The 13,423-nt window shown below is 64.4% G+C and carries 13 protein-coding genes; 6 read left to right on the forward strand and 7 right to left on the reverse strand.

Translation table 11 applies throughout. The features are described 5' to 3' along the window. Positions 1-48 precede the first annotated feature (48 nt). Complete coding sequence (locus tag E8E95_RS23515; RefSeq protein WP_280354275.1) at positions 49-1,074, reverse strand: patatin-like phospholipase family protein; 1,026 nt, start codon at positions 1,072-1,074, stop codon at positions 49-51. A gap of 151 nt (positions 1,075-1,225) precedes the next feature. Here E8E95_RS23515 and E8E95_RS23520 point away from each other — a divergent pair, with 151 nt between their 5' ends. The 6 genes from E8E95_RS23520 (at position 1,226) to E8E95_RS23545 (ending at position 6,436) form a co-directional block, all read left to right on the forward strand. Beyond that, the gene (locus E8E95_RS23520; RefSeq protein ID WP_179059945.1) at positions 1,226-1,504 is read left to right on the forward strand and encodes a hypothetical protein; all 279 of its coding nucleotides are present in this window, start codon (positions 1,226-1,228) and stop codon (positions 1,502-1,504) included. A gap of 158 nt (positions 1,505-1,662) precedes the next feature. Next, on the forward strand, positions 1,663-3,132 hold the full coding sequence (locus E8E95_RS23525) for an NAD(P)/FAD-dependent oxidoreductase (protein ID WP_280354276.1): 1,470 nt from the start codon (positions 1,663-1,665) through the stop codon (positions 3,130-3,132). Next, positions 3,116-4,054: an alpha/beta hydrolase gene (locus E8E95_RS23530; RefSeq protein ID WP_280354277.1), complete on the forward strand. Its 939-nt coding sequence runs from the start codon at positions 3,116-3,118 to the stop codon at positions 4,052-4,054. The genes E8E95_RS23525 and E8E95_RS23530 overlap by 17 nt, the downstream gene beginning before the upstream one ends. A gap of 1 nt (position 4,055) precedes the next feature. Continuing rightward, positions 4,056-4,817: an SDR family oxidoreductase gene (locus E8E95_RS23535; RefSeq protein WP_280354278.1), complete on the forward strand. Its 762-nt coding sequence runs from the start codon at positions 4,056-4,058 to the stop codon at positions 4,815-4,817. 398 nt (positions 4,818-5,215) lie between these two features. Continuing rightward, entirely contained in the window at positions 5,216-5,557 is a 342-nt protein-coding gene (locus tag E8E95_RS23540) for a ribonuclease E inhibitor RraB (protein WP_280354280.1), read from the forward strand. Between the two features lie 171 nt (positions 5,558-5,728). After that, the gene (locus E8E95_RS23545) at positions 5,729-6,436 is read left to right on the forward strand and encodes a type 1 glutamine amidotransferase (RefSeq protein WP_280354282.1); all 708 of its coding nucleotides are present in this window, start codon (positions 5,729-5,731) and stop codon (positions 6,434-6,436) included. A 130-nt stretch (positions 6,437-6,566) separates the two neighbouring features. On the opposite strand, the gene E8E95_RS23550 is transcribed toward E8E95_RS23545, so the two are convergent. From E8E95_RS23550 to E8E95_RS23575, 6 genes are all read right to left on the reverse strand, one after another. Further along, positions 6,567-7,991 (reverse strand): gamma-aminobutyraldehyde dehydrogenase, encoded by a 1,425-nt coding sequence (locus E8E95_RS23550; RefSeq protein WP_280354284.1) that lies wholly within the window; start codon positions 7,989-7,991, stop codon positions 6,567-6,569. Positions 7,992-8,182: 191 nt separating this feature from the next. Next, positions 8,183-8,989 (reverse strand): ABC transporter permease, encoded by an 807-nt coding sequence (locus E8E95_RS23555; protein ID WP_280354286.1) that lies wholly within the window; start codon positions 8,987-8,989, stop codon positions 8,183-8,185. Beyond that, positions 8,979-9,917 carry an ABC transporter permease gene (locus E8E95_RS23560; protein WP_280354288.1) on the reverse strand — a complete coding sequence of 313 codons (939 nt, stop codon included), beginning with the start codon at positions 9,915-9,917 and terminating at the stop codon, positions 8,979-8,981. Before E8E95_RS23560 ends, E8E95_RS23555 begins: the two co-directional genes overlap by 11 nt. A 3-nt stretch (positions 9,918-9,920) precedes the next feature. Continuing rightward, positions 9,921-10,931, reverse strand: a complete 1,011-nt coding sequence (locus tag E8E95_RS23565) for an ABC transporter ATP-binding protein (protein ID WP_280354291.1) — start codon at positions 10,929-10,931, stop codon at positions 9,921-9,923. Positions 10,932-11,198: 267 nt separating this feature from the next. Continuing rightward, positions 11,199-12,350 (reverse strand): putative ABC transporter substrate-binding protein YdcS, encoded by a 1,152-nt coding sequence (ydcS, locus tag E8E95_RS23570; protein ID WP_280354293.1) that lies wholly within the window; start codon positions 12,348-12,350, stop codon positions 11,199-11,201. A gap of 270 nt (positions 12,351-12,620) precedes the next feature. Next, entirely contained in the window at positions 12,621-13,172 is a 552-nt protein-coding gene (locus tag E8E95_RS23575) for a peroxiredoxin (RefSeq protein WP_280354295.1), read from the reverse strand. Between the last annotated feature and the right edge of the window lie 251 nt (positions 13,173-13,423).

Genomic DNA, 13,423 nt, shown 5'->3' on the forward strand with positions numbered 1-13,423 from the left:
GCTGCCCTCAGCGAATGAATTCGCCCCCACAAGGGTCGGTGCCGCCCCTCAATTCCCCTGCTCGTACCGCTCCAGTGTTTCTCGGGCGATCTGCCGGCCCAGCTGGATCAGCTCCGGCGCCTTGTAGAACTCGAAGAAGCGGCACACCCGCTTGGGCACGTTGATCAGGATGTCTGGCGGGTAGCCGGCGATCTTGTATTGCGCGAGCGACGTCTGCATTACCTCGAAACTCTGGTTCACCAGATCCAGCAGCGAGGCCGGGCCGACGCTGGCGATCACATGGGAACCGCTGGCGGACTTGGGAGCGCCTGCGATTTCCGGTGCGGCCGCCGGTTGCTGCATCTGCGGTGCGGCATCTTCCAGCCAGGGATTGCCGCCGGGCAGGCTTTCCGGATCGAGCAACATCAGTTCCTGGTCGCTGCCGCGCTTGCGGAAGGGCAGGCGCGAGCTGAGGGATTCCATCAGCAGGTCGATGCGGCCCTTGATGGCGTCGGGTCGCTCGATCACCGGGAGTTGGTACTCGCGCTGGGTGGTGGCGTTGAGGTTGACGGCGATGATCAGGTCGCAGTGGCTGGACACCACCGGCACGATCGGCAGCGGATTGAGCAGGCCGCCGTCCACCAGCATGCGGCTGCCCTGGACCACCGGGGTGAACAGGCTGGGGATGGCGGCCGAGGCGCGCATGGCCTGGTGCAAGCAACCTTCCTGGAACCAGATTTCCTGCTGGTTGGTGAGGTCGGTGGCGACTGCCGTGTAGGGAATCGACAAGTCTTCGATGTTGATCTCGCCGACGATCTCACGAATGCGCCCGAAGACCTTTTCGCCGCGAATGGCGCCCAGGCGAAAACTCACGTCGAGCAGGCGCAGCACATCCAGGTAATCCAGGCTTTCGGTCCAGTCACGGTAGTGGTGCAGCTTGCCGGCGGCGTATATGCCACCGACCACGGCGCCCATGGAGCAGCCGGCGATGCAGGCGATCTCGTAGCCGCGTGCCTCGATTTCCTCGATCACGCCGATGTGCGCATAGCCGCGCGCACCTCCTGAACCCAGCACCAATGCCACGCGCTTGCTCATTCGCAATTCCCCCGACAATAGTGCTTCGACGATACGCGGGTGGCAGGGCCGTCGCTACCTGCCGAGCCGTCCACGCAGTTGAATCTTTCGGGTACCTAACGGCCTATCGACACACTAGACTTTGTCGATCTTCACCATTGGAGTTTTATTCATGAAAGCTTGGATCAGCGTACCTTTGATTGCCCTGTTGCTCGTCGGTTGCGCCGGCAATACGGTCCACCGCAGCAGCTGTGCATCGGAGCTCGATGCGGCCTGGCAGGAACTGGACCTGGCCAAGGCCGAAGGGTTCTCCGGCACCGTGAGCTACTCCAAGGCGCTGAGCCTGCTGACCGCAGCCAAGACCCAACAGCAGTTCGAGGCGTTCGAGGGCTGCACCAACAAGGCCGAGAAGGCCCGCTTCTACATCCGCGAGTCGCGCGCCGGCCGCTGAACCGGTCTGGATCTTTCTTCCGAAAAGCCATTGCCGAGCGGATGATTGCGGTCGGCAATGGTACCTCTGTCCCAATTTCCCACTTTCACGGCTCGTAGTGTCATTCCCGTTCGGGCAAAGGCGGACTAGCATCTCCCGGCACGGAACGGGAGATAACAATGCACAACAATTCCCAGCGGTCGGCACCCTTGCATGTGCTGATCATCGGCGCCGGTTTCGGTGGCCTGGGCCTCGCCATCCAGTTGCAAAGGGCCGGCATCGACGACTTCCTGATCCTGGAGAAGGGCAGCGAGGTCGGCGGCACCTGGCGTGACAACAGTTACCCCGGCGCAGCCTGCGATGTCCCTTCGCACCTCTATTCCTTTTCCTTCGAGCCCAAGACCGACTGGTCGCGCAAGTTCGCCCCGCAGGCAGAAATCTTCGCCTATCAGCGCCATTGCGCCGACAAGTACGGCCTGCGCCGGCACATCCGTTTCGATTGCGAGGTGGAAGGCGCCGAGTTCGATGAGCCCAGCGGCACCTGGCAAGTACGGACCCGGCAGGGCGAAAGCTTTCGTGCCAGGGCGCTGGTCAGTGCCTGTGGCCAACTGAACCGACCGGCCTGGCCGCGCATTGCAGGGCTCGATGGCTTCAAGGGCGAGCTGTTCCATTCGGCCAGCTGGAACCATGACTACCCACTGGAGGGCAAGCGGGTGGCGGTGATTGGAACGGGCGCCAGCGCCATCCAGTTCATTCCGCAGATCGCTCCGAAGGTGGCGCGCCTGTCGCTGTTCCAACGATCCGCGGCCTACGTGATCCCCAAGCCGGACCGTCCCTACCGGCCTTGGGAGCTGGCCGTGATGCGGCGCCTGCCATGGCTGCAGAAGTTCGACCGGATGCTCAAGTACATCCAGCACGAATCGCGCGTGCTGGCGTTCTCGGTGTTCCCGCCGTTGATGAAACTGATGCAGTTCCGCTTCCGCCAGCATCTGGCGCGGGGCATCGCCGATCCGGCGTTGCGTCAGCAGCTGGTGCCGGACTATCCGCTGGGTTGCAAGCGCATCCTGATTTCCAACGACTTCTACCCCGCACTGGCGCGGCCGAACGTGGAGGTGATCGACTGCGGTATCCGCGAAGTGACGGCGGATGCCGTGGTGAGCAGCGATGGCCGGCGCCATGAGGTGGACGCCATCATCCTCGGCACCGGGTTCACCGCTACCGACTTCCTTGCGCCGATGAGCATTCGCGGGCTGGAGGGGCGCGACTTGAACGAGGCATGGCGCCAGGGAGCCGAGGCCTATCTCGGGGTCAGCGTCAGCGGTTTCCCGAACCTGTTCATTCTTTACGGCCCCAATACCAACCTGGGCCACAACTCCATCATCTATATGCTGGAAAGCCAGTTCCCTTACGTTCTGGACGGCATTCGGGCACTGGTCGACCTGCGCTACCTCGACCTCAAACCCGAGGTGCAACGCCATTTCAACCGGCGCCTGCAACAGGACGTGCGCCATACCGTCTGGGAGCAGGGCTGCAACAGTTGGTACAAGACCGCTGACGGCCGCAACACCAACAACTGGCCGGGTTTCACCTTCAGCTACCGCCAAAAGACCCGTCGCCTGGAGTTGGATCTGTATGAATGCACCCGTTGAGTTCACCGCCCCTGAACCCGGCCAGCCGCTGCTGCGCGCGACCCTGCGCGGCGCCCTGCGCCTGTTGTTCCGTGGCCTGATGCGGCCGCCGCTGCCCGTCCAGGTGCAGCGGCTGGTATTGCGGCTGCTCACCGCCAGCACCCTGGCGCCACGGGGCGTGCTGCGCGAGGCCGGGCTGTTGGGCGGCCGACCCTGTGAATGGCACCGGCCGCAGGGGGGCAGCCATGTGGTGCTGCTTTATCTGCATGGTGGTGCGTTCATCACCGGCTCGCCGGCTACGCACCGGGCCATCACCGCGAGCCTCGCCAGGCGCGCCGGAGTGGCGGTGTGCGCCCAGGATTACCGCCTGGCGCCGGAACACCCTTTCCCGGCCGCCAGGGAAGACGCCGTGGCCGCCTACCGTGAGTTGCTGGATGCCGGCTACCCAGCTTCTCGCATCGTCATCGGCGGCGACTCGGCTGGCGGCAACCTGACCCTGCTCACCGCGCTGGAGATTCGTCGCCAGGGCCTGCCCCGGCCGGCGGGGTTGATCTGCTTCTCGCCGGTCACCGACCTCAGCGGCACGGCCCAGCACAATCCGCCGGCGGGCGACCCGCTGATCCACCCGGCCTGGGTGGAACAGGCCATGGACCTCTATTGTCCGCCCGGGGTGGATCGTCGTGATCCGGTTCTGTCGCCGCTGTTCGCCGATCTTTCCGGACTGTCGCCGATGCTGGTGCAGGTGGCCGAGGACGAAGTCCTGCGCGACGACAGCCTGCGCCTGGCCGAACGGGTCCGTGGGGCCGGTGGCTGGGTGCGACTGGAGCGCTATCCGGGGCTCTGGCATGTGTTCCAGGCCCACACCGGCGTGCTGCGTACCGCCGATCAGGCGCTGGCCAGCGCCGCCGACTTCATCTGCAGGCATGTAGAGGAGGAGGCCTGAGATGGACAACATCCTGATTACCGGCGCCGCCTCGGGTATCGGCGCGGCGACCGCCCGCCTGTTTCACGAGCGCGGCTGGCAGGTCGGGTTGATCGACCGCGACGCCGACGCACTGTCCACCCAGGCGGCCGCACTGGGTGGTGTCTGGAGCCGGACGCTGGATGTGACTGACCTGGCCGCCGTGGAGGCCGCCCTGGCCGACTTCTGCGGACATCACGACGGCCAGCTGCGCCTGCTGTTCAACTGCGCAGGCGTGTTGCGCTTCGGCAACTTCGAGGAAATCGACATGGCCGAGCATGCGCGCATCCTCAACATCAACGTGCTGGGGCTGGTGCAGGTGACCCATGCGGCCTTTCCCTACCTCAAGGCAACCCGTGGCGCGCAGGTGATCAGCATGGGCTCGGCCTCCGGCGTGTACGGCACGCCGCACATGGCCAGTTACTCGGCCTCCAAGTTCGCGGTGCGCGGCTTCACCGAAGCGCTGGAGCTCGAATGGCGTCGCCATGGCATCCGCGTCGGCGACCTGATGCCGCCGTTCGTGCGGACGCCCATGGTCAGCAGCCAGCGCTTCGAGCCGCCGGTGCTGCGTCGCCTCGGGGTGAAGCTGAACGCCGAGGACATCGCCCAGGCCGCCTGGCAGCAAGCGCATGGCGCGACCGTGCATCGGCCGGTGAGCTGGCTGTTCCGCCTGATGTACGGTGCGGGGCAGGTTTCGCCGGCCTGGGTGAACCGGGGGATCATGAAACTCCTGAGCGGTTCTTGAACCCGTAGGAGCGATCTTGCTCGCGAACAGTCCCAGCGCCCCCTTTCGCGAGCAGAGCTCGCTCCTGCAACCGTCACCCCTGGGGCGCTTGGCTGAAAAAGGCCAATTTGTTGGCGAATCTGGCGTGAGCGCCGCCTGTCGCCACTTTTGTGACAATTTGTCCAGCTTTCCGGCAGACCGGCTGCGGTGGCGCTACCCTGCAAAATGAAAGCTGAAAAATCACTCCACGAGTGAATCAGTGGCTGGGTCCGCGCGGGACCCGGTCAGGGTTTGGCGCTGTGTCTGCAGGGTCGACCCGGGGGCGGCACTGCATGGTGTCGCGGAGCCCATTCCAGCGGCTTCTCGAAGATAAGCGGTAAGAGCGGAACACTCATCCATCGCTAAGAGGAGGTCGTTTCATGAGCACAGCCTTCCACGATGATGTCAGCACTAGTCTGTTGCGCCGCATGAAAGAGGGCGGATTCGACTTCGCCCGTGTTCACCCAATCGAGTTCTACGCCATTTTCCCCGACGAGGACCGGGCGCGAACGGCAGCGAAGAATTTCCGTGGTGAGTCATTGAATGCTCAGGTATCGGTGCGCGCCGATGGCGCCTGGCACTTGCAGGTGAGCAAGGTGATGTACGCGACCCACGCGGGAATCGGTGATTTCGAGCACGACCTGGAGGCCCTGGTGGTCCCACTCGGTGGCGTGCTCGATGGCTGGGGCGTGACGCAGGAAGTCAGCGCCAATCGGCCGTGAGGCTATCCCGGTTCGTGGCGGCCCACCTGCTGCGAACCGGGCATTCCGGACAATTTCCCGGCTGCTTTTGCTTCCCCCCTCTGGCTCGGGTATTCCCAGCAAAAACATAGACTTCCTTTACTCGACCTCGGCATGGCCTTTGCCTCAGACTCCCTCAACGGAGGGGACCCCATGACCGACATCCTGATTCTTACCCACGCGGATTTTTGCCCACCCGGCCATCTGGCCACTGTCCTTGACCGTGAGCAACGCGACTTCACCGTATTGCGCACGGACCTGGGCGAACTGGATGGCTACGACCTCGATCGACCCAAGGCGGTCGCCATCATGGGCGGTCCCATGAGCGTCAACGACCCGCTGCCCTGGATCGGGGCGGAAATCGCTGCCTTGCGGCACTTCATCGCTCGCGATGTGCCCATGATCGGCCACTGCCTGGGCGGCCAGCTGCTGGCCCGCGCACTGGGCGCTTCGGTGCATCGCATGCCCTACACCGAGATCGGCTGGCAGCCGCTGGAAAAGCGTGCCCTGGCCACTGACAACCCCTGGATGGCGCACCTGCCGCAGGAGTTCTCGATCTACCAGTGGCACAGCGATACGTTCGACCTGCCGGAAGGCGCCCAATGGTTGATGGACAGCCCCTGGTGCCCCAACCAGGGCTTCTCCTGGGGCGACAAGGTCCTGGCCCTGCAGGGCCATCCGGAGATGACCGAAGATCTGGTGCAGGGCTGGCTGACCGACTGGGCGCACCTGCTCGACGAAACCCAGGCCAGCCAGCAAGCCCGGGCGCGCATGCTCGAAGACCTGCCCGCGAAGGTGAAGGCGCTGAACCAGGTGGCGGAAGGGTTCTATCGCCGCTGGTTGAATCTGGCGTTTGGCTGAGGCCCAGTCGCGGGCTTTCCTGTGGGGGCGAATTCATTCGCTAACCGGACCGAAGGTTCGGCCATCGAGATTCCAAGGGGGCAGCTGCGCTGCCCTTAGCGAATGAATTCGCCCCCACAATGCTCCTGCGCTAATGCTTGATCATCACATGCCGCACCACGGTGTAGTCCTCCAGCCCGTACATGGACAGGTCCTTGCCATAGCCGGACTGCTTGAAACCGCCGTGAGGCATTTCGTTGGTGAGCATGAAGTGGGTGTTGATCCAGGTGCAGCCGTACTGCAACCGCGATGCCACCGCAGCGGCGCGGCCCACGTCTCGCGTCCAGATCGATGAAGCCAGGCCGTAATCGGAGTCGTTGGCCCAGCGCACCGCCTCGTCCACGTCGCTGAAGGCCGTGACCGTTACCACGGGGCCGAACACCTCGCGCCGAACGATCTCGTCGTCCTGCTTCGCATGGGCCACCACCGTGGGCTCGTAGAAGAAGCCGCTGCCCGCGACCACTTTGCCGCCCGTGGCGATCTGGATGTGGGGCAGAGTGCTGGCCCGTTCGACGAAGCCGGCCACGCGTTCGCGCTGGCTCTGGGTGATCAGTGGACCGAGTTCGGTCGCCGGGTCGGTCTGCAGGCCGGTCTTGAGGCTGGATACCGCGCTGGCCAGGTCGGCCACGAAGTTGTCGTAGATCTTCTTGCCGGCATAGATACGGCAGGCTGCAGTGCAGTCCTGGCCTGCGTTGTAGAAACCGAAGGTACGGATGCCCTCGACCACATCGGCCAGGTCGGCGTCATCGAAGATGATTACCGGCGCCTTGCCGCCCAGTTCCATGTGGGTGCGTTTCACGCTATCGGCGGCGCTCTTGATGATGGCCTTGCCGGTGCCCACCGAACCGGTCAGCGACACCATGCGCACCAATGGATGCGACACCAGTGGACTGCCCACGCTGGGGCCGCGGCCGAGGACGATGTTCACCACGCCCGGTGGCAGGAGTTCGGCGATGAACTCCGATAGGCGCAGGGCGGTAAGGGGCGTCTGCTCCGAGGGTTTGAGTACCACGGTGTTGCCGGCTGCCAGTGCGGGGCCCAGCTTCCAGGCGGCCATCATCAGCGGGTAGTTCCAGGGTGCGATGGAGGCGATCACCCCCACCGGGTCGCGGCGAATCATCGAGGTGAATCCCGGCAGGTATTCGCCCGCCGCCGAGCCGGTCAGGCAGCGGCTGGCGCCCGCGAAGAAGCGGAACACATCGGCCACGGCTGGAATCTCGTCGTTCAGTGCAGCGGCGTAGGGCTTGCCGCAGTTGTCCGACTCCAGTTTTGCCAGCTCTTCGGCATGGCCCTCGATCTTGTCCGCCAGCTTCAGCAAAAGGGTGGCGCGGTCGCGCGGTGAGGTCCGCGCCCAGCCCTCGAAGGCCGCGTCGGCGGCTCGGACGGCGGCGTCGACCTGGGCTTCGCTGGCTTCGGGAATCTTCACCAGCACGGCGCCCGTGGCCGGGTTGAGCACATCCAGCGATTCGCCTTCGCCGGCGGCGAACTGGCCGTTAATCAACAGTTTGGTTTGCATGGTGGGGGCCTCGTGATCATTCCCTCTCCCTTCAGGGGCGACCGGCTAGGGGAGGGCTAGGTAGAGGGCTGCGGAATGCCTACAGCCGCGTGGTCTGGATCAGCCTCATCACCCTCACCCTCACCCCCGGCCCCTCTCCCGCAAGCGGGAGAGGGGAGCAAAGCGAGGGAGAAGGTGCAGGCCTGGAACTCTTACTTCCCACCCCCAGCCACCGTCTCGGTCCCGCGCGTCAGGTAGTAGGCGCCGAGAATGGGCAGCATCGTGGCGAGCATCACCAGCAGCGCCACCACGTTGGTCACCGGAACGTCGCGCGGGCGGCTGAGCTGGCTGAGCAGCCAGAGGGGCAGGGTCTGTTCGTGGCCGGCGGTGAAGGTGGTGACGATGATTTCGTCGAAAGACAGGGCGAAGGCCAGCATGCCGCCGGCCAGCAGCGCGGTGGCGATGTTCGGCAGGATGATGTAGCGGAAGGTCTGCCAGCCGTCGGCGCCCAGGTCCATCGACGCCTCGATCAGGCTGTGCGAGGTACGACGGAACCGCGCGATCACGTTGTTGTAGACGATCACCACGCAGAAGGTGGCGTGGCCGACGACGATGGTGAAGATACCCGGATCGATGCCAAGGGTCTTGAATGCGGAAAGCAGGGCGATGCCGGTGATGATGCCGGGCAGGGCAATGGGCAGGATCAGCATCAGGGTGATGCTCTCCTTGCCGAAGAAGTCGCGGCGATAGAGCGCGGCAGCGGCGAGGGTGCCAAGCACCATGGCCAGGGCGGTGGCCAGGCAGGCGACCTTCAGCGAGAGGACGATGGCCTGCAGCACATCCTCGCGACCGCCCACCACGGAGAACCATTCCAGGGTGAAGCCCTGCAGCGGGAAGCTGTAGGACGACTCCTCGGTGTTGAAGGCGTAGAGCAGGATCACCAGGATCGGGAAGTGCAGGAACACCAGCCCGCCCCAGGCCGCCAGGCGCAGACCCCAGGACGCTTTCTCAGAGTGCATCGAAGGCCCCCAGCCGTTTGGCGATGGACAGGTAGATGGCGATCAGCACGATGGGCACCAGGGTGAAGGCCGCCGCCAGCGGGATGTTGCCCACCGAGCCCTGCTGTACGTAGACCATGGTGCCGATGAACAGGCCGCTGGGGCCCACCAGTTGCGGGATGATGAAATCGCCCAGGGTCAGGCTGAAGGTGAAGATCGAGCCGGCCACCACACCCGGAAAAGCGAGCGGCAGGATCACCTGGGCGAAGGTTTGCCGGGGCCTGGCGCCGAGGTCCGCCGAAGCCTGCAGCAGCGACGGTGGCAGACGCTCCAGGGAAGCCTGAATCGGCAGGATCATGAACGGCAGCCAGATGTAGGTGAATACCAGGAAACGCCCCAGGTGCGACGTGGACAGGGTGTTGCCTCCCACACCGGGTACGGTGAGCAGGCTTCCCAGCAAGGTCTCCAGATGCAGCTGCTGGATCAGCCAGTAGAAGATGCCGCCCTTGGCCAGGATCACCGTCCAGGCATACGCCTTGACGATGTAGCTGGCCCACATCGGCAGCATCACGGCGATATAGAAGAAGGCTTTCTCCTTCGGCGAGGCGAAGCGCGCCATGTAGTAGGCGATGGGGAAGGCCAGGACTGCGCTGGCCAGACTCACGGCGATGGCCATGGTCAGGGTGCGCAGGATGATGTCGTAGTTCGCCGGGTTGAACAGGGCGGCGTAGTTGGCCAGCGTCAGGTCCGGCGTCACCGCCATGGTGAAGTCGTCGAAGGTGTAGAAGCTCTGCCAGAGCAGGGCGAACAGCGAGCCGATGTAGATCACCCCGAACCAGAGCAGGGGCGGGGTCAGGAGCAGCAGCAGGTAGAGCGTCGAGCGGCGGTAGAGCAGGTTGGATAGCCCCCGCAGCGGACCGCTCTGATGGCTGGCGATGACAGCGCTCATGGCCTACTCGCTGAGCGCGACCATCGCGCTGCGGGGCCAACAGGCCTGTACCTGTTGGCCGGGTTGGGGGCGTGCGACATCCGTTTCTTCGCCGTTGGGCAGGCTCACCGCCAGGCGCCCACCGCCGTCCAGATTGAGCTCGTAGCGGCTGCTGGCGCCGAGGTACTGCACGTCATGCACGGTGCCGCTGACTTGCAGCTCGCCATTGCTGGCGTTGCCGAAGCGCACATGCTCCGGACGCAGGGAGAAGGTCCCGGCCGTGCCGGTGAGGCGCTGGGCGAGGTCGCCGTGGAGCACGTTGGCGGTGCCGACGAACTCGGCAACGAAGCGGGTACTTGGTTTGCGATAGAGGTTCTGCGGACTGTCCACCTGCTCGATACGGCCCTTGTTGAACACGGCGACGCGGTCGGACATGGACAGCGCTTCACCCTGGTCGTGGGTGACGAAAATGAAGGTGATGCCGAGCTGGCGCTGCAGCTTCTTCAGCTCCACCTGCATCTGCTCGCGCAGCTTGAGGTCCAGCGCGCCGAGGGGTTCGTCGAGCAGCAGCACGCGCGGACGGTTGATCAGCGCACGGGCCAGCGCCACACGCTGGCGCTGGCCGCCGGACAGCTGCGCCGGCTTGCGGTCGCCATAGCCGGGCAGGGCAACCATTCCCAGGGCTTCCTCGGCGCGGGCCAGGCGCTCGGCTTTGGCTACGCCCTTCACCTTGAGGCCGTAGGCGACGTTGTCGCGCACGTTCATGTGGGGGAACAGGGCGTAGTCCTGGAACACGGTGTTCACGTCGCGCTCGTAGGGCGGCAGGCCAGCGGCTTCCTCGCCGTGGATGCGGATGGAACCTGAGGTGGGCTGCTCGAAACCGGCGATCAGGCGCAGGCAGGTGGTCTTGCCCGAGCCGGATGGGCCGAGCATAGAGAAGAACTCGCCGTCGCGAATCTCGATGGACACCCGGTCGACCGCCTTCACATCACCGTAGTGGCGGCAGACATCGGTGAACTGGACGGCTGTGGTCATAGGTATGACTCCGGAGGGCTTTGCTCCCTCTCCCTCCGGGAGAGGGTTGGGCGGGGCGCGTTCGGATGAGGGGACACCGAGCTAACTCGAACTACCCTCACCCCCGGCCCCTCTCCCAGAGGGAGAGGGGAGGTTGCATCGTGCTACGGGCTGGACTGAGCGAGCGGCCTGAGGGCAAGGCGCCCCGCAGCGAGGCGCGAGACATACCTTCTGGTAGGCGACGCGCCGAGCGAGGACGCAACGCAGTCATCAGGTCGCGCAGCCAGTTCAGCGACCGCCCATGATCGCGATGTAGTCCTGCGTCCACCGACTATACGGGACGAACTTCCCACCTTGGGCTTCCGGGGTTTTCCAGAAGGCGATCTGGTCGAACTGGTCGTAACCATTGGTGGCGCAGCCGCTGGCACCGAGGAGTTCGCTGCTGGTGCAGCCCTTGGCGACCACGGGCAGCGAGCCGAACCAGGCGGCCAGGTCACCCTGGACCTTGGGTTGCAACGACCAATCCATCCACTTGTAGGCGCAGTTCGGGTGCTTGGCGTCGACGTGCAGCATGGTCGTGTCGGCCCAGCCGGTGACCCCTTCTTTCGGGAACACCGTTTCCACGGGCTGCTTCTCGCCTTTCAGGGTATTGGCCATGTAGCCCCAGGTGCTGGAGGCGGCCACGCCTTCGTTCTTGAAGTCGCTCATCTGCACGGTCGCGTCGTGCCAGTAGCGGTGCACCAGGCTGTGCTGCTTGCGCAGCAGGTCGAGCACTGCGGTGTACTGCACTTCGGTCAGCTGGTACGGGTCCTGGATGCCCAGTTCCGGCTTGGCGGACTTCAGGTAGAGCGCAGCGTCGGCGATGTAGATGGGGCCGTCGTAAGCCTGCACGCGACCCTTGTTGGACTTGCCATCGGCCAGGTCCTGAGGCTCGAAGACCACGGCCCAGCTGTCCGGCGCCTGCTTGAACAGCTTGGTGTTGTACATCAGGAGGTTCGGGCCCCACTGGTACGGCGTGCCGTAATGCACACCTTCTACCGTGTGCCAGGGCGCGTCCTGAAGGCGCTGGTCGAGGGTTTTCCAGTTGGGAATCAGGTCCGGGTTGATCGGCTGCACGCGCTTGCCGAACACCAGGCGCAGGGAGGCGTCGCCGGAGGCGGTGACCAGGTCGTAGCCGCCCTTGGCCATCAGGCTGACCATCTCGTCGGAGGTGGCGGCGGTCTTCACGTTGACCTTGCAACCGCTGTCTTTCTCGAACTGGGTCACCCAGTCGTAGTTCTTGTCCGACTCGCCGCGTTCGATGTATCCGGGCCAGGCGATGATGTCGAGCTGGCCTTCACCCTTGCCGAGCTGCTTCAGCGGTTCGGCGGCCTGGGCGGAGGCGATGAGGCAGGCGCAACTGACGGCGAATGAAAGGGAAACGGGTTTGAACGAAGGCATTGTCGACTCCTGTTGTACATGACGTGCGGAGCCTGTTCGGCGGAACTGCATGCCGTCGGCGAATGCGACGAAAAGCGCGCCGAAAAATACGGCCGCTGGTCGCATTGAGCAGCGTAGTTCGGGGCTTTGGGGCTGACAAGGAAGGGGCGGGTGGCGCTTTGCTGTGGCTTTCCTGTGGGGGCGAATTCATTCGCTGACCGGACCGCAGGTTCGGCCCCAGGGGCAACTCCGTTGCCCATAGCGAATGAATTCGCCCCCACAAAAGAGGCATCAGTAATGCAGCGTCGCCTCGCCCTTGTGCCAATTGCATGGGCACAGCTCTTCAGTCAGCAGTGCATCCAGCAGGCGCAAGGTTTCCTGTGGGTTGCGGCCGACCAGCAGGTCGTTCACCGAGACATGTCGTATGACATTGTCCGGGTCGATGATGAAGGTCGCGCGCAGGGCCACGCCTTCGCGGCGGTCGATGATGCCCAGAGCATTGGCCAGTTCGTGCTGGATGTCCGCCAGCCAGGGAAAGCTCAAGCCCTTCAGATCCTTGTGGTCGCGGCGCCAGGCGAGGTGGACGAACTCGCTATCGGTGGAGGCCCCGATCAATTGGGTATCCCGGTCGTTGAATTGCTCCAGCAGGTCCGCGAACGCCTTGATCTCGGTGGGACAGACGAAGGTGAAATCCTTGGGCCAGAAGAACAGCACCTTCCATTTGCCCAGGAGGCTGTCCTGGCTGACGCGCTTGAACGCGTTCTCCGGGGTGGCGGCGTGTTCCGAGTCGTGGTCAACCGCCAGCAGGTTGAACGCCGGCAGTTTGTCTCCGATGGTGAGCATGGCAGGTTGCTCCGGGGCAGGAGGGAGGCACTGGAATGGAGCAAGTATGGAAGGCTCCCGCGACCTTGGAAAATGTGGCCAGGCAATGGCTCCTATAGAGGGGCGCCTATGACCATAGATCGGCGGGTAATAGGGCAATTCCAAATCGCAACATATCCATAGAACAATCGGGCCCTAGGGCCGTGCATGGCCGGACTAGACTGTTCGTTCCAGGGATGGCGGTTCTTCCGCAACAAGTGGGGGAACACCTC

Source organism: Pseudomonas sp. BN414 (assembly GCF_029871275.1).
Classification (GTDB): Bacteria; Pseudomonadota; Gammaproteobacteria; order Pseudomonadales; family Pseudomonadaceae; genus Metapseudomonas; species Metapseudomonas resinovorans_C.

Bases quoted from the DNA above. Each gene is read 5' to 3' on its own strand.
- E8E95_RS23515 (WP_280354275.1), bottom strand. From the start codon at position 1,074: ATGAGCAAGCGCGTGGCATTGGTGCTGGGTTCAGGAGGTGCGCGCGGC.
- E8E95_RS23520 (WP_179059945.1), top strand. From the start codon at position 1,226: ATGAAAGCTTGGATCAGCGTACCTTTGATTGCCCTGTTGCTCGTCGGT.
- E8E95_RS23525 (WP_280354276.1), top strand. From the start codon at position 1,663: ATGCACAACAATTCCCAGCGGTCGGCACCCTTGCATGTGCTGATCATC.
- E8E95_RS23530 (WP_280354277.1), top strand. From the start codon at position 3,116: ATGAATGCACCCGTTGAGTTCACCGCCCCTGAACCCGGCCAGCCGCTG.
- E8E95_RS23535 (WP_280354278.1), top strand. From the start codon at position 4,056: ATGGACAACATCCTGATTACCGGCGCCGCCTCGGGTATCGGCGCGGCG.
- E8E95_RS23540 (WP_280354280.1), top strand. From the start codon at position 5,216: ATGAGCACAGCCTTCCACGATGATGTCAGCACTAGTCTGTTGCGCCGC.
- E8E95_RS23545 (WP_280354282.1), top strand. From the start codon at position 5,729: ATGACCGACATCCTGATTCTTACCCACGCGGATTTTTGCCCACCCGGC.
- E8E95_RS23550 (WP_280354284.1), bottom strand. From the start codon at position 7,991: ATGCAAACCAAACTGTTGATTAACGGCCAGTTCGCCGCCGGCGAAGGC.
- E8E95_RS23555 (WP_280354286.1), bottom strand. From the start codon at position 8,989: ATGCACTCTGAGAAAGCGTCCTGGGGTCTGCGCCTGGCGGCCTGGGGC.
- E8E95_RS23560 (WP_280354288.1), bottom strand. From the start codon at position 9,917: ATGAGCGCTGTCATCGCCAGCCATCAGAGCGGTCCGCTGCGGGGGCTA.
- E8E95_RS23565 (WP_280354291.1), bottom strand. From the start codon at position 10,931: ATGACCACAGCCGTCCAGTTCACCGATGTCTGCCGCCACTACGGTGAT.
- ydcS (WP_280354293.1), bottom strand. From the start codon at position 12,350: ATGCCTTCGTTCAAACCCGTTTCCCTTTCATTCGCCGTCAGTTGCGCC.
- E8E95_RS23575 (WP_280354295.1), bottom strand. From the start codon at position 13,172: ATGCTCACCATCGGAGACAAACTGCCGGCGTTCAACCTGCTGGCGGTT.